The following is a 19,647-nucleotide window of genomic DNA, read 5'->3' as shown; positions in this document are numbered from 1 at the left end:
GATTGAGCTCATCGCCGTACGCGTTATCGTGGTGGGGTGACAGGAGAGGCCGAGATCAGCGCCGTCGCCGCGCTCGACGAGCCGCTGCGGCGCCGCATGTACGCGTTCATCCGGCAGGCCCGCCGCCCCGTCACCCGCGACGAAGCCGCCGCGTCGGCCGGCATCTCCCGCAAGCTGGCCGCGTTCCACCTCGACAAACTGGTCGACGCCGGACTGCTGCGGGCGCACTTCCAGCCGGTCGGCGGCATCCGTAAAGTCGGCCGCGCCCCCAAGGTGTACGAGCCCGCCCGCGACGACGTCCAGGTCGCCATCCCGCCGCGGCGGCACGCCATGCTCGCCGAGGTCCTCATCGACGCGGTCCTCACCGAGGGGGACGACGAGACCGCCCGCGAGGCGTCCGTGCGGGTCGCCCGGCAGCACGGCGCCGATGCCGGCGCCGCCGAACGCGCCCGCGTCAAGCCCGGCCGGCTCGGCGCCGAACGCGCCCTGACGCTCGCCGAGACGCTGCTGACCGACTACGGCTTCGAGCCCAGCCGCGAGTCGCCCACCTGCGTACGGCTGCGCAACTGCCCGTTCCACCCACTGGCCGCCCGCTCCACCGAGCTGGTCTGCGGCATCAACCACGCCTTCCTCGACGGCCTGCTCGGCGGCCTGCAGGCCGCCCGGGTCGAGGCCGTGCTGGCGCCGCGCCCCGGCGAGTGCTGCGTCGAGTTGCGGGCCTGATCAGCCGCCCGGCCGCTGCGGCGGCACGCGGCGGCCGCGGACGATCTCCGGGCGGATGCGGATGTAGTGCGGCCGCTCGCCCGGCGCCCACGGCGTGAGACCGAGCGCCGCCAGCCGGGTCCGCTCCTGCTCGCCGGTGACCGCCTCGGCCCGCCCGACCAGCACCACCGACCACCCGGCCAGCGCGTCCTCGTCGAACCGGTCGGCCTCGAACGCGACGACGGCGGAACGGGTCGCGGCGGCCAGCTTCGACCCCATCCCCGTCCGGATGATCACGTCGTCGCCGTCGAGGACGAAGTTCACCGGCTGGATCGCCGGCAGCGCACCCTCGGTGAACACGATGCGCCCGATCGGCAGCGACCGCAGCAGCGCATAGCAGGTGCCGCGGTCCAGCCGCTCCAGCCCCGCGGAATCGGCATCGCTCATGAGGTCCACGCGACCATGATCCCGGTGCGCCCGGCAAGGCCGCCAGCGAGGCCGGACGTCACTGTCCGAGGAAATCGATTGCATGGCCTCGGCCGGGTTCATCCGCCTTTTGAGCTGCCCAGACGGCCGGGACGGTGGATGATCACGGCCGGCCGAGGCTATTGACGCGTGATCGGTTCCCCTCTATCGTCCCGTGGAAATCGATTTCCGAGGCGTCGATCAAGGAGGATCCGGTGCCCTTCACCACAGACCATCCGGCCGGTGGGGCCGGACCCCTCTCGCGCCGCCGGTTGCTGCAGCTCATGGGCGCCGCGGCGGCGGTCCCGGTGCTCGGCTCGGCCACCGGCTGCGAGAGCCCCGGCTCGACCAGCGGCGGAGGCGGAGGCGGCGGCAGCGACACGCTGACGTTCGTGTACCGCGGCGACGCCAACCAGCAGGAGGCGTTCAACCAGCTGTTCGCCGAGTTCAACAAGGTCGAGCCGGACATCAAGCTGAAGGCGCAGGGCATCGCCGCGGACACCTGGGGCGACTTCTCCAACACGGTGGCGACGCGGATCGCCGGCGGTCAGGTGCCGGACATCATCCAGATCGCCACCGAGGGCCAGCGGATCTTCGCGTCGAAGGACCTGCTCGAACCGCTCGAGCCGTACATGGAGCGCGACCAGGACGTCGTCGACGACTACTTCGCCGACATCGACCCGAACCTGGTCGAGTGGAACACGAAGTACGCGTCGCACGACGGCAAGACGTACTACATCCCGGGCGGCTACAACACGGTCTGCTTCTGGTACAACACCGAGACCTGGGCGGCCGCCGGCGCCACCCCGCCCGCACCCGGCTGGACGTGGGACGACTTCCTGGTCGCGGCCGAGCAGCTGAAGGCGGCCGGGGTGTACATCCTGCCGATCGGCTCCGACCCGTTCACCGCGATCATGCCGTGGATGCTCACCAACGGCGGCTCGCCTCTGGACGAGGACTGGGCCACGCCGACGTTCGACACCCCGCAGTCGATCGAATCGCTGCAGTTCTGCCGCGACCTCATCGCCAACGGCTACGCGCCGGAGCCGGGCGGCGCGTTCGACGCCGGCGAGGCGCTGACGAAGGGGACGCTGGCCGCGATCGCGGGCGGGCGCTGGCCGGTCATCGACATGCGCCGGCTGGAGCTGGTGGACAAGATGGCGATCGTCCCGATGCCGCAGAAGGCCGGGCCCGGCTCGCCGGTCGGCTGGGACGCCTGGCCGATCACCAAGGCGTCGGAGAAGAAGGACGCCGCCTGGACCTTCATCAAGTTCATGATGTCGAAGGAGGCCGGCGAGTACTACGCCTCCATCGGAGGCACCATCGTCCCGGCCCGGCTGTCCGTCGCGAACAGCCCCGCGTTCACCGACAACGCGCCCGAGGGGACGACGGCGCTGGCGGAGGCCATCTCGTACGCGACGCCGGTGCCGTCGCCGGACCGCGGCGCCGAGGTGCAGACGGCGATGATCAACGCCTGGGACAAGGCGCTCAGCGGCAACGAGACGCCGGAGGCGGCGCTCGCACAGGCGAACGAGGAACTGGCCGGCCTGCTATGACGACCGGCCTCGCGGCGCCGCCCGACGCCGGCGCCGCCGCTCCCCCGCGGCGCCGCGCCAAGCGCCGTCAGACCCTCGCGGGCTGGGCGTTCCTCAGCCCGGCGCTGGTGCTGTTCCTGCTCTTCGTCGCGGGGCCGTTCGCGTTCGCGATCTTCCTCAGCGTCCACTCGTGGGACCTGCTGACGCCGCGCGAGTACGTCGGGCTGGCGAACTTCCGGCAGCTGTTCTCCGACCCGCTGCTGCCGAAGGCGCTGCTGAACACGTTCCTGTTCGCGCTCGCGTCGGTCGTGACGCACGTGTTCGGCGCGCTGCTGCTGGCTCTGGCGGTGAACCGGCCGATGAACCGGTTCGTCTCGTACTTCACCCGAAGCGCGGTGTTCTTCCCGTACCTGCTGTCGTGGGCGGCGGTCGCGCTGCTGTGGAAGTACGTCCTCGACCCGACGTTCGGGCTGGTGGCGTACTACCTGGACAAGATCGGCATCGACGCGCCGAACTGGTTCGTCGACCCGTCGTGGTCGCTGCCGGCGATCATCGGCATCGACTTCTGGTACACCATCGGGTTCACCTTCGTGATCATGCTCGCGGGCCTGCAGACGGTGCCGTCGGAGCTGGTCGAAGCGGCCCGTACGGACGGCGCCAACCGGCGGCAGGTCTTCTGGCACGTGACCGTCCCGATGATGTCGCCGGTGCTGTTCTTCGCCGTGATCATCACGTTCATCGGGGCGTTCCAGATCTTCGACCCGATCCAGATCATCACCAAGGGCGGCCCCGACGACGCCACGATGACCATCGTCATGTTCCTGTACCAGACCGGGTTCCAGGCCTTCCAGATCGGCTACGCGTCGGCCATCGCGATCCTCGTGTTCGTCGTGATCATGGCGGTGACCGGCCTGCAGTTCCTGGTCGCGCGGAAGTGGGTGTACGACCGATGAGCCTGCGCGTCGACGTTGACGCGAACGAGCTGCTGAAGCCGCGCGAGCGCAGGCGGCGACGCCGCCGTCCCGGCGCGATCGCCTTCGACGTCCTGATCCTCGTGATCGGGCTGCTGATGGCCGCGCCGCTGATCTGGCTGTTCGCCGCCAGCGCCACCGAGCCGGGCGAGGCGTTCACACTGCCGCCGAAGTGGCTGCCGTCGCCGTTCTCGACCGAGAACTACTCACGGGTGCTGGAGCTGATGCCGTTCGGCCGGATGGCGCTGAACAGCCTCATCGTGGCCGTCATCAGCGTCGGCGGGTCGCTGCTGGTCGCCGTGCTGGCGGCGTACGCGTTCTCGCGGCTGGCGTTCACCGGGCGCGACCAGGTGCTGGTGGTGCTGCTGAGCGCGCTGATGGTGCCGGCGCAGCTGACGATCATCCCGGTGTTCGTGCTGATGCGGAACCTCAACCTGGTGGACACGCTGACGTCGCTGTGGCTGCCGGCGCTGATCAACGTGTTCGCGATCTTCTTCCTGCGGCAGTACTTCAACTCGATCCCGCGCGAGCTGGACGAGGCGGCGCGCATCGACGGCGCCGGGCACCTGTGGATCCTGTTCCGGATGCTGGTGCCGCTGTCCGGGCCGGCGCTGTCGGCGCTGGCGATCCTCGGCTTCCAGGCGTCGTGGAACAACTACTTCGGACCGCTGATCTTCATCTCCAGCCCGGAGAAGATGACGTTGCCGCTGGGCCTGGTGACGTTGCAGAGCGGGCAGGGCGGCGCGCCGGCGGCGGTGGTCTTCGCGGCCATCGCGATGGTGGTGGCGCCGGTGCTCGTGCTGTTCCTCGCGTTCCAGCGCAACTTCGTCGCGTCGGTGGCGACGGCCGGGCTGCGGGGGTGACGATGCGGACGTTGGCGACCGCTGCCCCCGCCGTGGAGGAGGACTGGCTGCGCCGCGGCGCCCGGGCGCTGTGGTCGCGGGCGCCGTGGGTGCTGGCCGCGTCGGCGCCGGTGCTCGCCGTCGCCGTGGCGACCGGGTGGCTGAGCGGCGGGCGGCTGCTGGTCGCGGTCCCGGCGGCCGGGGTGGCCGGCGCGCCGGTCCTGGTGGCGCTGGCGATCGTCGCGCAGCGGCTGGTGCTGGACGGCGAGGTGCGCGCCCGCGACCTGCGCGGGCCGGGCTGGGCGCCGGCCGTCGGGGCGTTCTGGGCGGCGACGGCGGCGGTCACGCTGACCCTCGCGGCCTTCGAGGTGTACGGGCGGACGGAGTCGGCGGCGGCGCTGGTCCCGGCGCTGGCCGGCTGCGTCGTCGCCGCGTACGCGGTCGCGCTGGCGCCGGCCGCGGTCGCGCTGTTGCTGGACCGGCCGGACGCGCCGTGGCGGCGCGTCTGGGTCGTCGCGCTGCTCGCCGCCGCCCGCCGGCCGGTGCCGGTGCTCGGCGGCTGGGTGGCCGCGGCGCTGCTCGGCTGGCTAGGGCTGCGGCTGCAGGTGCTGCTGCTCGTGGTACCGGGCATCGCCGCGGTGGTGCTGGTCAGCGCCGCGTGGACGGCGCTCGCCGGGCTCGGCGTCACGCCGTCGCGCCACACCTCGCAGGACTGACGGAAGGACCTCGATGCCCCGCACGATCCCCCACGCCGAAGGACGGCAGGTCGCGATGCCGCTCGGCGGCATCGGCACCGGCACGGTGGCGCTCGGCGCCGACGGCGGGCTGCGGCAGTGGCAGCTGCACCACACCGGCAACCACCGCGGCGACCTGCCCGGCTCGTTCCTGGCGCTGCGGGCCACCCAGTGGGAGCCGCCGCTGGACGAGTTGCGCGTGCTGCAGGCGCGGCCGGCGCCGGGCCCGCACGCGCCGACGCCGCTGGTCACCGACGACGCCGTCCCGGAGTGGCAGGCGGAGCTGGCGGCCCGGCACGGCTTCGAGACGGCGGAGTTCAGCGCCACGTACCCGTCGGCGCGGGTCGCGCTGGCCGACGCCGCCGTCCCGCTGGACGTCACGCTCGAGGCGCTCAACCCGCTGGTGCCGATGGACGAGGACACGTCGTCGCTGCCGGTCGTCATGCTGACGATCACGCTGCGCAACACCGGCGCGTACCCCGTGCACGGGCAGCTCGGCGCCGCCCTGCAGAACGCCGTCGGGTACGACGGGGTGTCGCCGATCGACGGCGTCCAAGGCGCCGCGTACGGCGGCAACACCAACCGCGTCACCCGCGGCGGCGGCTGGACCCACGTCGTCATGGAGAACCACACGCTGGCGGCCGACCACCCCGGCGCCGGGCAGCTGGTGCTCGCCGTCGACGATCCCGGGGCGGCAGTGCTGCCGCAGTGGCGGCGGCCGGAGGAGTTCCTGGCGTTCCTGCGCCGCCGCGGCCTCAGCCGGCCCGCGCGGCCGGACCTCACGCCGTCGCGGCCGGACCTGCACCCCGGCGCGCGGGACGGCTTCGGCGCCAGCCCGCCCGGCGCGACCTGGAACGGCGGCGTCGCGGCGGCGTTTCACCTGGAGCCGGGCGCGACCACACGGCTGCGCGTCCTTGTCGCCTGGCACTTCCCGAACCGCTACGTCGACTTCGCCCAGTTCGGCCCGCAGCGCCCGGAGTGGGGCCCGACCCGGTTCTGGCTCGGCAACCACTACGCGCTGGCCCACGCCGACGCCGCCGACGTCGCCCGGACGGTGCGGACGCGGTGGGACGAGCTGGTGGAGCGGACGTCGGCCTGGACCGGCCTGCTGGCCGCCGGCGCGCTGCCCGCCGACGCCGTCGAGCACCTGGCGGCGCAGGCGGCGTTCCTGCGCAGCCCGTCGTGCTTCCGCGCCGCCGACGGCCGGTTCTTCGGCTTCGAGGGGGTGAACGGCGCCTCGACCCTCGGCCACGCCGGCGACACCGGCGGGTCGTGCCCGCTGAACTGCACCCACGTGTGGACGTACGCGCAGGTCGTCGCGGCGCTGTTCCCCGGCCTGGAGCGGTCGATGCGGGAGACCGAGTTCGACGTCATGCAGGCGCCGGACGGGGCGATCCCGCACCGCGTCATCGTCCCCACGTACCTGCCGCAGCTGTGGGACGTGCCGATCGGCGGGCCGGACGAACCGGCGCTGGACGGCATGCTCGGGACCATCCTGAAGACCTACCGCGAGGTGCGCGCCACCGGCGACGTCGACTGGCTGCGACGGTACTGGCCGCGGCTGCGGCGGCTGGGCGAGCACGTCCGCGGCCGCTGGGACCCGTCCGCGTCGGGCGTGCTGCGCGGCGTCCAGCCCAGCACCCACGACATCGACCTGTGCGGCGTCAACCCGTTCATGGGGTCGCTGTGGCTGGCCGCTCTGCGGGCGCTGGAGGAACTGGCGCTGCTGGTCGACGAGCCCGGGTACGCGCGCGAGCACCGCGAGCTGTTCGAGCGCGGCTCGGCCGCCTACGACGAGCTGCTGTGGAACGGCGAGTACTACCAGCAGCTGATCGAGCCCGGCGACGACCCCACGTTCCAGTGGGCCACCGGCTGCCTCACCGACCAGCTGCTCGGGCAGTGGTGGGCGCACCAGCTCGACCTCGGGTACGTGCTGCCGCGCGAGCACGTCGTCAGCGCGCTGCGCTCGATCGTGCGGCACAACCTGCGGCACGGGTTCGACGGCTTCGAGCACCCGTACCGCGTCTTCGCCGACGGCGACGACACCGGCGTGCTCATGTGCACGTGGCCGCGCGGCGGACGCCCGGCCGTGCCGACCCGCTACTGCGACGAGGTGTGGACCGGATCGGAGTACCAGCTCGCCGCGGCGTGCCTGGCCGAAGGGCTGGACGACGAGGGCTGGGCGGTGCTGCGCGGCGTCTGGGGCCGCTACGACGGGCGGCGGCGCAACCCGTACAACGAGATCGAGTGCGGTGACCACTACGTGCGCGCGATGGCCGGCTGGTCGGTGCTGCCCGCGCTGACCGGCGCCCGCTGGAACGCCGTCGACGCGACCCTGCGGCTGCGGCTGCCGGACGACGGCGCGAGCTGGCCGGTCACGCTGGGCACGGCGTGGGGCCGGGTGGCGCGGACCGGCTCGGACGTCGTGCTCGACGTGCTGCACGGTGCGGCGGCGGTGCGGCGCCTCGAGCTGCTGGCGCCGTCCGGCGAGGTCGTCGCGGCCGCGGACGCGGGGCCGGACCTCGCGGCGTCGTCGGCGCCGCTGGTGGTGCGGCTGCCCGGCTGAGCCGCCCGGGCGCGCGGGCGGCTCGGCCGGGGCTCGTCAGGCGACGCCCGCCGGGTCGGTCAGCGAGCCGCTGCCCTGGTCGTCGACCGGGCCGGTCGTGTAGCCGCCGCGCAGGTCGTTGCCGGTGTGCCAGGTGCCGGTGGCGCCCGCGCCGATCGCGATGCCGTACGCCGCGTCGCCGCGCACCACGTTGCCGCGCACCACCACCTCGGCGACCGTGCCGGTGACGCGCACGCCCGCCGCCGTGGGGTCGTCGGCCCGGTTCTGCGCCACCAGGGCGGCGTTGCTGGCGTCGGCGACGACGACGGCCTCCGCGCCCGTGCGGGCCACCGCGTTCGACGTCACCACCGCCCGCGGCGCGTCGTGCAGCCTGATGCCGGCGCCCTCGCAGTCCTCGACCACGTTCCCGCTGACGACGCAGCCGTCGGTGCGGTAGACCGCGATGCCCTCCATCGCGACGCCCTCGACCACGTTGTCCGCGACGGTCAGCCGGTGCGTGCGCGAGTTGTTCAGCCGGCCGACGCAGATCGCGGCGTCCGGCGGCCGGCCGGCCACCTCCTGCACCCCGGCCAGGCCGCGCAGGGTGTTGCCGGAGACGACGACGTTGCCGCCGGTCTGCACCCCGGCCGGGCCGATCTGGATGCCGCCACCGCCGCCGACGATCTGGTTGCCCTGCACGACACCGTCGAGCCAGTCGTAGAGCCGGACCGCCCACTCGGTGCACCCGTCGGCGTAGTTGCCGACGACGCGCAGGCCGGTGTGCTGGTGGCCGTCCGGGCCGCCGTGCGAGCCGACCAGCCGCGGGTAGGACGGGAAGTCCGCCGACGGGCCCGCGTAGCAGCCGCTGACCTCGACGTCCTTGCAGCCGTAGAAGTCCGGCGCGCCGAACAGGGTGAAGTGGCCGGGGCCGCCGGCGTAGTCCATGTGCACGGCCTCGGAGTACTGCCGGTTGCCCTGCGGGTCGGAGAACCCCTCGAACCGGCAGTTCACCACCCGGACCGTCTCGACGGCGTTCAGCTCCATGGCGTGCCAGCCCTGCACGTCGCGGACGCGGACGTCGTACACGCGGATGTTGCGGCCGTGGCTGAAGGAGAAGCCGTTGCCGTTGAGCGCCACGTTCGAGGCGTTGACGTCCCAGACGCCGCCCTGGATGACGATGTCCGACTCGCCGTCGAAGCCGGTCGCGGTCATGTCGCCGAGCACGCCGTTGCCGACGATGCTCGGCCCGTCCGTCCGGCGGATCACGGTGGTCGCGGTGGCCAGCACGGTGGTGCCGCCGAACACCGTCAGCATGGTCGAGACCGGGTACGTGCCGGGCGGGAGGTACACGGTCCGGCCGCGGCCCTCGTCGAGCGCCGCCTGGATCGCCGCGGTGTCGTCGGCGACGCCGTCACCCACGGCGCCGTGGTCGCGCACGTCGACCACGAGGTCGCCGCGCTGCACCGGGTCGGACAACCCGGGTGGCGGCGCTTGTGGCGCCGCCGTGGCGCGTCCCCAGGCCGGCGCCGCGGTGGCGAGGCCGGCCGCCGAGACCGCGCCCGCTGCGGCGACGCGCAGCAGGTTCCTGCGGGCGGGATGGTGCGGTGGTGTCGTCACGGTGTGTTCTCCTCGCAGTAGGAGCTACTTGCCGGAACCCGTGGTGAGGCCACGGATGATGTTGCGCTGGAAGAAGTAGATGAGGATCAGCATCGGGATGATCGCGAGCGTCACGCCGGCCAGGATCAGCCCCGGCTCGCGCGCCTCCAGCGACCGCAGCTGGCTCAGCCCGATCTGCAGCGTCTGCATCTCCGGCGTCCGGGTCACCAGCAGCGGCCAGAAGTACTTGTTGTAGGTGGCGATGAACGCGTAGATGGCCAGCGCCGCCAGGGCCGGCCGCGACAACGGCGTCAGGATGGAGAACATGAACCGCACGTGCGTGCAGCCGTCCATCCGGGCCGCCTCGTAGATCTCCCGCGGGAACGCCGCGAAGAACTGCCGCAGCAGGAACGTCCCGAACCCCATCGCCAGGAACGGCAGCGTCAGCGCGGGGAACGTGTCCAGCAGGCCCAGGTTCGAGACGGTCAGGTAGTTGGGGATGATCAGCGACTCCCCCGGCACCATGATCGTCAGCAGGAACAGCGCGAACAGCGTCCGCTTGAACGGGAAGCGCAGGAACACGAACGCGTACGCCGACAGCAGCGACGTCACCAGCACCCCGGCGACGACCACCAGCGCCACGCCGATGCTGTTCGCGTACTGCCGCACCAGCGGGATCGCGTCCAGCACGTCCACGTAGTTCTGCAGGGTGACGCCGCTCGGGAACAGCGCCGGCGGGAACGTCGTCAGCTCCCGGTCGGTCATCAGCGACCCGGCCACCGCGTAGTAGAGCGGGAAGACGATGACCGCCGTCAGCGCCGTCAGGCCCGCGTAGGTCAGGGCGCGCCGCAGGCCGCTCATCCGTAGAACACCTTGCGCTGCAGGACGCGGAACTGCGCCCACGTCGCGGCCGTTACCACCAGCAGGAGCACCACCGCCTGCACCGACGCCAGCCCGTAGTTGCTGCCGCCGTAGGCGAACGCGCTCTGGTAGATGCCGTACACCAGCGTCGTCGTCGAGCCGTTCGGGCCGCCGCCGGTGAGGATGTGGATCTCGCCGAAGGTCTGCAGCGAGTTGATCGTCATGATCACCACCAGGAAGAACATCGTCGGCGTCAGCAGCGGCAGCACGATCTTGCGCACCACCGTCCACCGCCCCGCGCCGTCGATGCGGGCCGCCTCGTACAGCTCGTCCGGGATGCCCTGCAGGCCGGCCGACGCGACCAGCAGCGTGTAGCCGACGTTGCTCCACACGCACACCATCGCCAGGCTGGGCAGGGCGTACGTGGGGTCGGTCAGCCAGTTCACGCTGTCCAGGCCGACGATCTTCAGGATGCCGTTGAAGACCCCCACCGCCGGGTTGAAGAAGACCGCGAACACCACGGCCGTCGCCGCCGCCGAGAAGCCGAACGGCGTCGACATCAGCGTCCGGAACACGTTGATGCCGCGGATCCGCGCCTGCAGCGTCAACGCCAGGAACACCCCGATGACGACGCTCGGCAGCGCCGTCAGCACCACGAAGATCCCCGTCGTCAGCGTGATGCGGCGCAGCTCCGGGTTGGAGAAGAACTCGATGTACTGGTCCAGCCCCACGAACCGCGTCGGCAGCCCCAGTAGGTCGTTGGCGTGCACGCTCAGCCAGAACGTGCGGACCAGCGGGTAGAAGGCGAACACCGCGAAGATCGCCATCGACGGGAGCAGCAGCAGCGCCGCCGTCGTCACCTCGCGCCGGTCGTAGCGGCGGCGCTTCGGCTGCGGCGCCGCTGCCGGGCCGGCCGCCGTCCCCACCTTCGTCGCGACGCTCATGGCGCCGCCTCCGCCTTGCGCGCCCGCTGCCACGCCGTCCGGATCTCGTCGGCCACGTCCGGGCGGGCCACCCCGAGGCCGCCCATCGGCACGTCGCCCGCGACCCCGTCGGCGTCGAAGACCACACAGCCGGCCTCGGCCGCGATCAGTGCGCCGCCCAGCACGTCCCACGGGTTGTAGTGGCCGCCGAGGACCGCGCCGGTCGCCCGTCCCGCGCCGACCGAGGCCAGGCTCAGCGCGCAGGAGCCGAGGACGCGGGTGGCGGTGAACCTCTCCTGCAGGTCCGTGATCAGGCCGTACATGCCGGGCCACGGCAGCAGCCCGGACCATTCGGTGAGCAGCAGGCCGCCGCGCAGCCCGACCCGCTCCGCCTCGTCGCCGGCCGCCACCGCCACGCCGCCGACGCGGGCGCCGCGGCCGCGGATCGCGGTGAACGCCTCGTCCCGGTACACGTCGTGCACCACGCCGACGGCCACTCCCCGGGTGTCGACCGCGGCGATGCTGACCGACACCCCCGGCAGCCCGTGCACGAAGTTCGTCGTGCCGTCGATCGGGTCGATGTACCACGTCAGCCCGCCGTCGCCGGCCTGAGCGAGCCCCGCCGCGGCCCCGTCCGTGCTGACGCTCGCTTGCGCGGCACCCGCCGCCGGCCCGGCCCTGTCCGGCCCCGCACCCGCCGCCTGCCCGGCACCCGTCTGCCCGGCGCCCGCCGCCGGCCCAGCCCCGTCCGGCCCGGCACCCGTCTGCCCGGCGCCCACCGACCGACCGGCCTCCTCGCCGATCACCACGTCGCCGGGGAAAGCGGCCAGCAGCGCGGCCCGGATGTGCTCCTCGACCTCGCGATCGACCGACGTCACCCAGTCGCCCGGGCCGGCCTTCTCCTCCGGGTCGCCGGGGCCGGGGCGCCGCGACGTGATGTGCCGCTGCGCCCAGCGCGCCGCCTCCTCGGCGACTGCCAGCGCCGCGCCGAGGTCGCGCCCGGTCATCGGCCCGCCGCCGACGCCGCCGCCGCGCCGATCAGCGGCAGGTCGTTGGTGATGATGCCGGTGATGCCCAGCTCCAGCGCCCGCCGCAGCGCGTCGACGTCGTCGATGGTGTACGTCCACCAGGTGGTCAGGCCGGCGGCGCGGTAGGTGTCGAGGCTGGACTCCGCGAGGTCGGCCCAGCGCACGTTCATGATCTCCGGCCGCAGCCGCGCCAGCAGCTCCGGCGGCGGCGTGCTGGCGCCGGACCACGAGAGCGCCAGCCGCGCGTCGGGCAGTTCCGCGCGCACCTCCTCCAGAACGTCGGGCTGGCCGATGAACACGCACCGCGGCAGCGCTCCGGCAGCCCGCAGGACGGGCACCGCTCGGGCGACCGTCCCGGCGCCCTTGCAGTCGACGATCAGCGTGATGGCGATGTCCGCGGCGACGTCGGCCAGCGCCGGGAGCACGTCCGCGACGTCGGCGTGGTCGGTCTCCGCGAGCACGTCCGGCCGGCCCCAGATGCGGGCGAGGTCGGTGTCGTGCAGCAGGACGGGGACGCCGTCGCGGGTGGTCCGCACGTCGAACTCGACGGCGTCGGCGCCGAGCGTCTGCGCGTGCCGCAGCGAGTCGAGCGTGTTCTCGGGATGTTCGCGGGGCGTGCCGCGGTGGGCGATCAGAGTGAGCAAGGTGCTGCCTCTCGTTGTCGTCAGTTCGCGCCGACGGAGTCGTTGTACTGCTCGATGACCGAGGTCAGACCGGCCGCGCCGTCCACGAGCGCCTGCCGCGGTTCCTTCACGCCGAGCAGCGACGCCTCGATGGCGTCGTTCATCTTGTCCCGCGCCTGCGGCATGACCCCCATGAGGCAGCCGGTGGTGTTCAGGCCGTCCGGGGTGGCGGAGAGCTGCTCGCCGGCCAGCGCCAGGCCCGGGTACTGGTCGAGCACCTCGCTGTACTCGGGCAGCTCGACGGCCTTGGTGTTGACGGGGACGTAGCCGGTGCGGGTGGACCACATGGCCTGGCTCTCCGGCGACATCATGAACGCCATGAAGTCGAAGACGGCCTCCTTCGCGGCGTCGGGCTGCCCGGCCAGCGCCCACAGCGAGCCGCCGCCGAGGATCGGCCCACCGGCGTCGCCGGCCCGTGGCATCGGATACGGCGCCACGCCGACCTCGAAGTCCGCGCCGTCGACGATGTCGCGCAGATTGGCCGACGTGAAGGTCATCATGGCCGCGTTGCCCGCCTGGAACGCCGCCGACGCGTTGTTGGCGTCGCGCCCGACGTTGATCGCCAGCCCGTCGTCGACCATGCCGGTCCACCACGTGAGGATCGACTCCGTCACGTCGCTGTCCCATTCGACCGTCGTGGCCAGGCCCTCGCGCCCGTTGCCCTCGTCGCAGTACGGCTCGTCGGCGACGGCCAGGTACTGCTCGACCAGGTAGCCGTCGATGGACGACACGAAGCCGTACTCGGTGCTGCCGCCGCGCAGTTGCTCGGCCGCCGCCCGGATGTCGTCGAGCGTCCGCGGCGGCGCGTCCGGGTCCAGCCCGGCGGCGGCGAACGCGTCCTTGTTGTAGTAGAGCGTCGGCGCCGACACGTTGAACGGCATCGACTGCACCACGCCGTCGACCGTGTAGTAGCCGACCACCCGCTCGTTGAGGTCGTCGAATGAGTAGCCGGCCTGCTCCGCCAGCTCCTGCACCGGCGTCGCCAGCCCGGAGTCGTACATGAACCGCGTGCTCAGCTCGTTGACCTGCACCATGCTCGGCAGGTCGCCCGACTGCGCCGACGCCCGCAGCTTCGTCAGCGTGTCGTTGTAGTTGCCCTGGTAGATCGCCTCGACCGTCACGCCGGCGTCGTTCTCGTCGTTGTAGCGATCGACCAGCTCGGTGATCGCCTCCCCGTTACGGCCGGCCATCGCGTACCAGAACGTGATGGTCCCGTCGAAGTCGCCGTCGCCGCTGCCGCCGCTGCCCCCGCCGGCTGCGCCGCCGTCGTCACCGGCGCTGCAGGCGGTCGTGAGCGCCAGCGCGGTCAGGACGGCGCCGGCGGCGGTGAACACTCTGCGCTGCATGTGATCCTCCGCTTGCTGCTGATGGGTATGCCCGATTTGGTGTGAGGACCGTAACAGAATTAACGCGAGTTTCGATAGAGTTAACGCGAATCGAATCACAACGGTGATGAGCGCGTGGAGGGTCGCCGGTGCGGGACGTGCCCTGCGGGCGGCGTTCGCCCAGGGTGGCGAGCGGCAGCGACCAACCAGCGGAGAGCCACCACCAGCAACGTCGGGCGAGCGGGCAGCCGAGCCCACCACGACGCGGCATCACGACGGCCGAGTCGGCAACGGCCGGGCACGCGGCGAGACGGCAGCAGCCCAGCCAGCACCGAAGCCACCACCAGCAACGCCGGGCGACCAGGCAGCCGCACCCACCACAACGACCGGCAGGCGGTTGAGCGGGCAGCCACCCTCACACTACGACGGCCAGGGCCCACGACCGGCGAGTCGGCAACCGCCGGGCAAGCGGCCTGGACAGCGGCAGCAACAGCCAGCCACCTCGGGCGAGCCGGCCCGCAGCACACCACGACCGCCGGACCCACGACCGCCGAGTCGGCAACCGCCGGAATGCGACCGAGACGGCGGCAGCAACAGCCAGCCACCTCGGGCGAGCCGGCCCGCAGCACACCACGACCGCCGGACCCACGACCGCCGAGTCGGCAACGGACGGGCACGCGGCGAGACGGCGGCAGCAGCCCGACAGCCACCCACCCGCGCCACCACCAGCGGCGGACTCACCCAGGTGGGCGGGCAGCGGCGGTGGGTAGCCGGCCGAACCCGCAGCGGTAGGCAGGCAGTCCGGCGAGGATCAGGCGAGCGTGACGTCGACGTGTTCGCGGAGGCGGTCGACCACGTCGGCGGAGCCACCTTCGCCGTCGATGATGAGGCGGTCGAACTCGGAGGTCGCGGCGAGGCGGTGCAGCGCAGTCCGGCCGAGCTTCGTCCGGTCCATCAGCAGCACCTTGCGCTGGCCCGCGGCCATCATCGCGCGCTTCACCATGACGATGTCCGGCTCCTGGTGGTAGGCGGTGTCGGCAGTCATCGCAGATGTGCTGAGAAAGGCAACATCCACACTGAGAGCCTGGATGGTCTCGATCGCTGACATGCCGAGGAACGCGTCGTGCATGGCGTTGTAGTCACCGCCGACCCCGATGAGGTGCACGTCGGGGACCGCCCGCAGCGTCTGCATGATCGGCAGGTAGTTCGAGACGACCGTCAGCGGGCCGTGGTCGTGTCCACCAAGCATCCGGGCCAGGAACAGGTTGGTCGTCGAGGTGTCGAGCATGATCGACATGCCCGGCTCGATCAGTTCCAGCGCCGTCCTGGCCAGCGCCTCCTTCTCCCGCCCCTGCACCCGGATGCGGTACGCCGAACTGCTCTCGAACGCCGTCGACGGCTGCGCCGACACCCCGCCGTGGAACTTGCGCACCAGCGAGCGGCGGGCGAGTTCGTCGAGGTCGCGGTGGACGGTCATCAGGCTCGCCCCGGTGAGCGTGCTCAACTCGGCCGCCGTCGCGACGCCGTTGGCGACGACGTGGTCGATGATCAACTGCTGCCGAGCCTCTCTGGCCTGCGACCGCTTCGGCGACGCACCGCGCGGCGCCTCGGGAGGTGTCATCCGGGCTCGTCTCCTCGCGCGTCGCCGGAACAGCGGAACGTCAGGCCCGCACCCGGCCGGTACCGGAGGATAACACCGGTTGCGCGATTTTTATCAGAAGTCATCACATCGGCCTGCCGAGCGGCACCAGCATGTGGACGTTGCGGTCCGGCGGCGTGCCGGTGAGGCCCTGCCGCGCTCCCCCGCGCCAGACGTCGTTGGCGGCCAGCTGGCGGTGCAGCGACGCCAGCTCGCCGGGAGTGCGCGGCCGCGGCCCCGGGTCCAGCGGCGCGTTGTGGTCGACGATGGTCGACGTGATCCGCAGGATCCCGCCGGGCTGCCTGACCAGCTCGATCACCCGCGCCTGCGTCGGCCAGTCGACCATCGACGCCGTCGTCACCTCGAAGAGGCCGCCACCGCCCGGACGGTGGTGCGCCACCACCCGGTTCGCGTGGTGATGGCCGTTGAGCCACAGCACCACGTTGGGGCAGCCGAGCGCGACCTCGAGCAGCTCGCCGGCGAACGCCACCGCCGCCTCGTCGTCGGGGCAGACGCCGTAACCGTTGCCCAGCGACGGCGTGGCGTGGTGGGACGCGATGACGACGAGCGGGTCGTCGGCGCCGCCCAGCCCGCGCAGCTCGTCGGCCAGCCACTCGAGCTGGACCCGGTCGACGTTGCCGTCCCACATGCCGCGCCGGTGGTTGGTGTCGAGCACCAGCACACGCACGCCCGGGACCGGGTCGTACCGGTAGTACGCCGTGCCGGCCCGCAGGTTGGCCTCGGTGAACCCGTGCCCGACCGGCCCGGCGCCCGTGGCCGTGGTGGCGCCAGCATCCATGCCCGCGCCGCCACCCGACCCCGTGCCCGGCCCGACGCCGCCACCTGGCCTCGCGCCCGCGCCCCCGTCGCCCGTGGTCTCGCCGACGCGGTAGGTATGACCCGCCCCTCTGGGGAGGGTGCCCACCCTATGGGCGGGCACCGACAGAGTCCCGCCGACGGCGCCGCCGACCTCACCGCCAACCGACCCCGTGCCCGCAGCCTCGCCGCCACCTGGCCCAGCGCCCGCGCCCGATCCGTCGCCCGTGGCCTCGCCGACGCGGTAGGTATGACCCGCCCCTCTAGGGAGGGTGCCCACCCTATGGGCGGGCACCGACAGAGTCCCACCGACGGCGCCGCCGACCTCACCGCCGAGGTCAGCGCCAACGCCACCACCGACGCCACCGCCGAGGTCAACGGCGGCGCCGAGATGGGCCCGGACGATGTCGCGCGTGCGCAGCAGCCGGCGCCCGGGATCGGCCGTCACCCGGACGCCGGGGCCGGAGAACAGCCGCACGGGATCGCGCAGGTACAGCTCCAGTTCGCGCTCGTCGCCGAGGTCGGCGGGCAGCCGCACGGCCTTGCGGTCCCCGACGGCGATCGCGGAGAGCTCGTCGGTGACCGCCGTGGTGCCGCCGACCAGCACGTCGTGGTTGCCCAGGCAGCCGATCCACGGCACGCCGGCACCGGACGCCCGGAACGGCGTCGCGGCGGCGTCGACCAATCCCGGGACGTGGGGATATCCCCACCGATGCTGATAACGATCGCCCGGAACGTCCGGCACCCAGTACCAGGGGTCGCCCCACTCGGCGCTCTGCGGGCCCAGGTACACGCCGCCGGCCGAGACCGGGGCGACGTCGCGGCCGTTCATCAGGGCGAGGAACGTGGCCAGCTCGTTCGCCTGGGCGTTGTCGGTGCTGTCGCCCGTGACGACGCACAGGTCGAGGTCGAGCCCGCGCAGCGTCCGCAGCATCGCGTCGGCCGCGTGCGCCGTGAGCAGCTCGTGCGGGCGGAACGTGTACGTGACGGCGCCGCCCCAGCCCGGGCTGCGCTCGCCCACCTGCATGGCGAAGTCGAGCCGCAGCGGCGACTGGGTGTCGGCGAGGTGCAGGTCGGTGAGGTGCCCGAGCCGCAGGATCGGCTCGCCCGGCTCGATACCGCCCGGGTGCGTCTCGCAGAGGTCGGCGCGGATCCCGTGCGCCTCACCGGGCGCCGCGGCCACCGCGCGGTACGCCGTCTCGGTGCCGGCCGCGACGGCGTCGCCGGCGATCAGGACCCGATCCCAGGTGGTGCGCACGCGGCATCCCCTCACTCAACCAACGATTGATGTTAAAAACACACCTCTGCATGATAGATTAACCACAGTTCGTGATACATCGGTCAAGGTGCCTCGACAAGGTGGTGGACGTGACGATGAAGGCCGCGCGGTTGCGGCCGCGCTGGCCGCGCCGGTTCCGCGGCGGCCGGCAGCACATGTCCGAGGCGCTGAGCGGCCAGGTGCACGCCGCCCGCGACGGCGCCGCCCTGGCCCGGGCGATGGTCAACAAGAAGGTGTCGCCGGCGCAGGCGCGCGAGCGCATCGCCGACATCGAGCACCGCGGCGACGAGATGCGCGCGGCGCTGGTCGACCGGCTGTCCCGCACGCTGGTCGCGCCGCTGGACCGCGAGGACCTGTTCCGGCTGTCGCGCTCCATCGACGACGTCCTCGACACCATCCGCGAGTTCGTCCGCGAGGCCGACCTCTACCAGATCCAGCGGCGCAAGACCTACCGCCCGTTCCTCGACCACGTGGTCGCCGCCGTCGACTCACTCGACGAGGCCGTCGGCACACTGTGGAGCGCGCCGCACGACGTCCCGCTCAAGGCGCTCGACGCGAAGAAGGCAGCGCGCAGCATCAGCCGCGAGTACCAGCAGGAGTTCGCCCGCATCGTCGACGGCGACGTGTCGCCCGAGGCGCTCAAGCACCGCGAGCTGATCAAGCGCCTCGACGGCGTGGGCGCGCGCATCAGTGAGGCGGCCGACGTCCTCACCGACGGTGCGCTCAAGCGCGGCTACTGACGAGCCGCCGCGTGCCCGACCTGATGATCGCGGTGGGAATGGTGTTCGCCCTCGTCACCGGCGCGAACGACGGCGGCGCCCTGATCGCGCCCGGGCTGCGGATCCCGGGGATGCCGGTCGCGGCCGGTCTGGGCCTGATGGTCTCGGCCGTCGTCGCCGTCCCGTTGCTGCTGACGACAGCGGTGGCGCAGACGCTGGCCGGCTCGATCGTGCCGTCCGACCCGGCGCCGCTGGCGATCGGGTTCGTCGTGGCGATCGTCGTCGCCGGCGGGCTGGCCCGGCGCGGGCTCCCGACCAGCCTGACGCTGGCGGTCATCGGCGGCGTCGCGGGCGCCGGAGTGGGCGCCGGCCTGTCCGTCGAGTGGCCGGCCGTGCTGCGGGTGCTCGCGATCGGCCTGGCCGCGCCGGTCGCCGGGCTGCTGCTCGCGCTGGCAGGCGCGACCGCCTGGCGGGCCGCCCGCGGCGCGCGCTACCTCGCCACCGTCCGGCGCACGCACGTGGCGGCGTACCTCGCGCAGTGCCTCGCCTACGGTGCGAACGACGGGCAGAAGGCGTTCGTCCTGTTCATCGCCGCGAGCGTCGCGGCCGGCGGGGACGCGGCGCCGCACTGGTGGGCGTACCCGGTGGTCGGCGGGCTGTTCGCCGCCGGTGCCGTGATCGGCCTCCCGCGGGTCGCCCGCACCGTCGGCACCGGCATCATCAGCACCCGCGCGCCGCAGGCCGTCACCGCCGAGTTCGCCTCCGCCGCCGCCGTGCTCGGCAGCGCCGCGGCGGGCGCGCCGGTCAGCATGACGCAGGCGCTGACCGGCGGGCTGCTCGGCGCCGGCGTCCATGACAGCTACCGACGGGTGCGCTGGCGCGTGGTCGCGAACCTCGGCCTCGCCTGGGCGGTCACGCTGCCGGCCGCCTTCGCCCTGGCCGCGGCCGCCGCGCTCGTCGTCAGCGTCTCGACGCCCTGACCGG

At 72.9% G+C, this 19,647-nt stretch carries 17 protein-coding genes; 8 read left to right on the top strand and 9 right to left on the bottom strand.

The genetic code is table 11. The features are described 5' to 3' along the window. Positions 1-36 precede the first annotated feature (36 nt). Positions 37-723 carry a metalloregulator ArsR/SmtB family transcription factor gene (locus BLU82_RS06995; protein ID WP_092617639.1) on the top strand — a complete coding sequence of 229 codons (687 nt, stop codon included), beginning with the start codon at positions 37-39 and terminating at the stop codon, positions 721-723. On the opposite strand, the gene BLU82_RS06990 is transcribed toward BLU82_RS06995, so the two are convergent. Further along, positions 724-1,149 (bottom strand): pyridoxamine 5'-phosphate oxidase family protein, encoded by a 426-nt coding sequence (locus tag BLU82_RS06990; RefSeq protein ID WP_172885553.1) that lies wholly within the window; start codon positions 1,147-1,149, stop codon positions 724-726. It lies immediately after the preceding gene. Positions 1,150-1,382: 233 nt separating this feature from the next. On the opposite strand from BLU82_RS06990, the gene BLU82_RS06985 reads away from it, so the two are divergent. Genes BLU82_RS06985 through BLU82_RS06965 form a run of 5 tightly spaced genes read left to right on the top strand, consistent with a single transcriptional unit; the run spans position 1,383 to position 7,815 of the window. After that, positions 1,383-2,723: a sugar ABC transporter substrate-binding protein gene (locus tag BLU82_RS06985; protein ID WP_197682780.1), complete on the top strand. Its 1,341-nt coding sequence runs from the start codon at positions 1,383-1,385 to the stop codon at positions 2,721-2,723. After that, positions 2,720-3,655, top strand: coding sequence for a carbohydrate ABC transporter permease (locus tag BLU82_RS06980; protein ID WP_092617636.1), 936 nt, complete (start codon positions 2,720-2,722; stop codon positions 3,653-3,655). Before BLU82_RS06985 ends, BLU82_RS06980 begins: the two co-directional genes overlap by 4 nt. After that, positions 3,652-4,536: a carbohydrate ABC transporter permease gene (locus BLU82_RS06975; RefSeq protein ID WP_197682779.1), complete on the top strand. Its 885-nt coding sequence runs from the start codon at positions 3,652-3,654 to the stop codon at positions 4,534-4,536. Before BLU82_RS06980 ends, BLU82_RS06975 begins: the two co-directional genes overlap by 4 nt. Positions 4,537-4,547: 11 nt before the next feature. Next, on the top strand, positions 4,548-5,231 hold the full coding sequence (locus tag BLU82_RS06970; RefSeq protein ID WP_157740680.1) for a hypothetical protein: 684 nt from the start codon (positions 4,548-4,550) through the stop codon (positions 5,229-5,231). Between the two features lie 13 nt (positions 5,232-5,244). After that, on the top strand, positions 5,245-7,815 hold the full coding sequence (locus BLU82_RS06965; protein ID WP_092617629.1) for a GH116 family glycosyl-hydrolase: 2,571 nt from the start codon (positions 5,245-5,247) through the stop codon (positions 7,813-7,815). 36 nt (positions 7,816-7,851) lie between these two features. On the opposite strand, the gene BLU82_RS35010 is transcribed toward BLU82_RS06965, so the two are convergent. The 8 genes from BLU82_RS35010 to BLU82_RS36115 all read right to left on the bottom strand — a co-directional run bounded on the left by BLU82_RS35010 (position 7,852) and on the right by BLU82_RS36115 (position 17,923). Further along, entirely contained in the window at positions 7,852-9,411 is a 1,560-nt protein-coding gene (locus BLU82_RS35010) for a right-handed parallel beta-helix repeat-containing protein (protein ID WP_092617625.1), read from the bottom strand. A gap of 24 nt (positions 9,412-9,435) precedes the next feature. Then, positions 9,436-10,251, bottom strand: a complete 816-nt coding sequence (locus BLU82_RS06955; protein WP_092617622.1) for a carbohydrate ABC transporter permease — start codon at positions 10,249-10,251, stop codon at positions 9,436-9,438. Continuing rightward, positions 10,248-11,195 (bottom strand): carbohydrate ABC transporter permease, encoded by a 948-nt coding sequence (locus BLU82_RS06950; RefSeq protein ID WP_092625538.1) that lies wholly within the window; start codon positions 11,193-11,195, stop codon positions 10,248-10,250. The genes BLU82_RS06955 and BLU82_RS06950 overlap by 4 nt, the downstream gene beginning before the upstream one ends. Next, positions 11,192-12,181, bottom strand: coding sequence for an inositol monophosphatase family protein (locus tag BLU82_RS06945; protein WP_092617619.1), 990 nt, complete (start codon positions 12,179-12,181; stop codon positions 11,192-11,194). Before BLU82_RS06945 ends, BLU82_RS06950 begins: the two co-directional genes overlap by 4 nt. Next, entirely contained in the window at positions 12,178-12,846 is a 669-nt protein-coding gene (locus BLU82_RS06940) for a glycerophosphodiester phosphodiesterase (RefSeq protein ID WP_157740678.1), read from the bottom strand. Before BLU82_RS06940 ends, BLU82_RS06945 begins: the two co-directional genes overlap by 4 nt. A gap of 20 nt (positions 12,847-12,866) precedes the next feature. Next, positions 12,867-14,231 carry an ABC transporter substrate-binding protein gene (locus tag BLU82_RS06935; RefSeq protein ID WP_092617613.1) on the bottom strand — a complete coding sequence of 455 codons (1,365 nt, stop codon included), beginning with the start codon at positions 14,229-14,231 and terminating at the stop codon, positions 12,867-12,869. A gap of 790 nt (positions 14,232-15,021) precedes the next feature. Next, a complete protein-coding gene (locus BLU82_RS06930; RefSeq protein ID WP_092617609.1) occupies positions 15,022-15,831 on the bottom strand; it encodes a DeoR/GlpR family DNA-binding transcription regulator in 810 nt (269 codons plus the stop codon). A gap of 103 nt (positions 15,832-15,934) precedes the next feature. Further along, positions 15,935-17,923, bottom strand: a complete 1,989-nt coding sequence (locus BLU82_RS36115) for a hypothetical protein (RefSeq protein ID WP_092617605.1) — start codon at positions 17,921-17,923, stop codon at positions 15,935-15,937. 116 nt (positions 17,924-18,039) lie between these two features. Between BLU82_RS36115 and BLU82_RS06920 the strand changes: the two genes are divergently transcribed. Together BLU82_RS06920 and BLU82_RS06915 are read left to right on the top strand one after the other, a co-directional pair. After that, a complete protein-coding gene (locus BLU82_RS06920) occupies positions 18,040-18,684 on the top strand; it encodes a DUF47 domain-containing protein (protein WP_231947815.1) in 645 nt (214 codons plus the stop codon). 11 nt (positions 18,685-18,695) lie between these two features. After that, complete coding sequence (locus tag BLU82_RS06915) at positions 18,696-19,643, top strand: inorganic phosphate transporter (protein ID WP_197682777.1); 948 nt, start codon at positions 18,696-18,698, stop codon at positions 19,641-19,643. Positions 19,644-19,647 lie beyond the last annotated feature (4 nt).

Origin of the sequence: Jiangella sp. DSM 45060 (genome assembly GCF_900105175.1) — a bacterium.
Taxonomy (GTDB): domain Bacteria; phylum Actinomycetota; class Actinomycetes; order Jiangellales; family Jiangellaceae; genus Jiangella.
This window is presented reverse-complemented; position numbering and strand designations above follow the sequence as displayed.

Bases quoted from the DNA above. Each gene is read 5' to 3' on its own strand.
- BLU82_RS06990 (WP_172885553.1), bottom strand. From the start codon at position 1,149: ATGAGCGATGCCGATTCCGCGGGGCTGGAGCGGCTGGACCGCGGCACC.
- BLU82_RS06980 (WP_092617636.1), top strand. From the start codon at position 2,720: ATGACGACCGGCCTCGCGGCGCCGCCCGACGCCGGCGCCGCCGCTCCC.
- BLU82_RS06975 (WP_197682779.1), top strand. From the start codon at position 3,652: ATGAGCCTGCGCGTCGACGTTGACGCGAACGAGCTGCTGAAGCCGCGC.
- BLU82_RS06965 (WP_092617629.1), top strand. From the start codon at position 5,245: ATGCCCCGCACGATCCCCCACGCCGAAGGACGGCAGGTCGCGATGCCG.
- BLU82_RS06955 (WP_092617622.1), bottom strand. From the start codon at position 10,251: ATGAGCGGCCTGCGGCGCGCCCTGACCTACGCGGGCCTGACGGCGCTG.
- BLU82_RS06950 (WP_092625538.1), bottom strand. From the start codon at position 11,195: ATGAGCGTCGCGACGAAGGTGGGGACGGCGGCCGGCCCGGCAGCGGCG.
- BLU82_RS06945 (WP_092617619.1), bottom strand. From the start codon at position 12,181: ATGACCGGGCGCGACCTCGGCGCGGCGCTGGCAGTCGCCGAGGAGGCG.
- BLU82_RS06935 (WP_092617613.1), bottom strand. From the start codon at position 14,231: ATGCAGCGCAGAGTGTTCACCGCCGCCGGCGCCGTCCTGACCGCGCTG.
- BLU82_RS06930 (WP_092617609.1), bottom strand. From the start codon at position 15,831: ATGACACCTCCCGAGGCGCCGCGCGGTGCGTCGCCGAAGCGGTCGCAG.
- BLU82_RS06920 (WP_231947815.1), top strand. From the start codon at position 18,040: ATGAAGGCCGCGCGGTTGCGGCCGCGCTGGCCGCGCCGGTTCCGCGGC.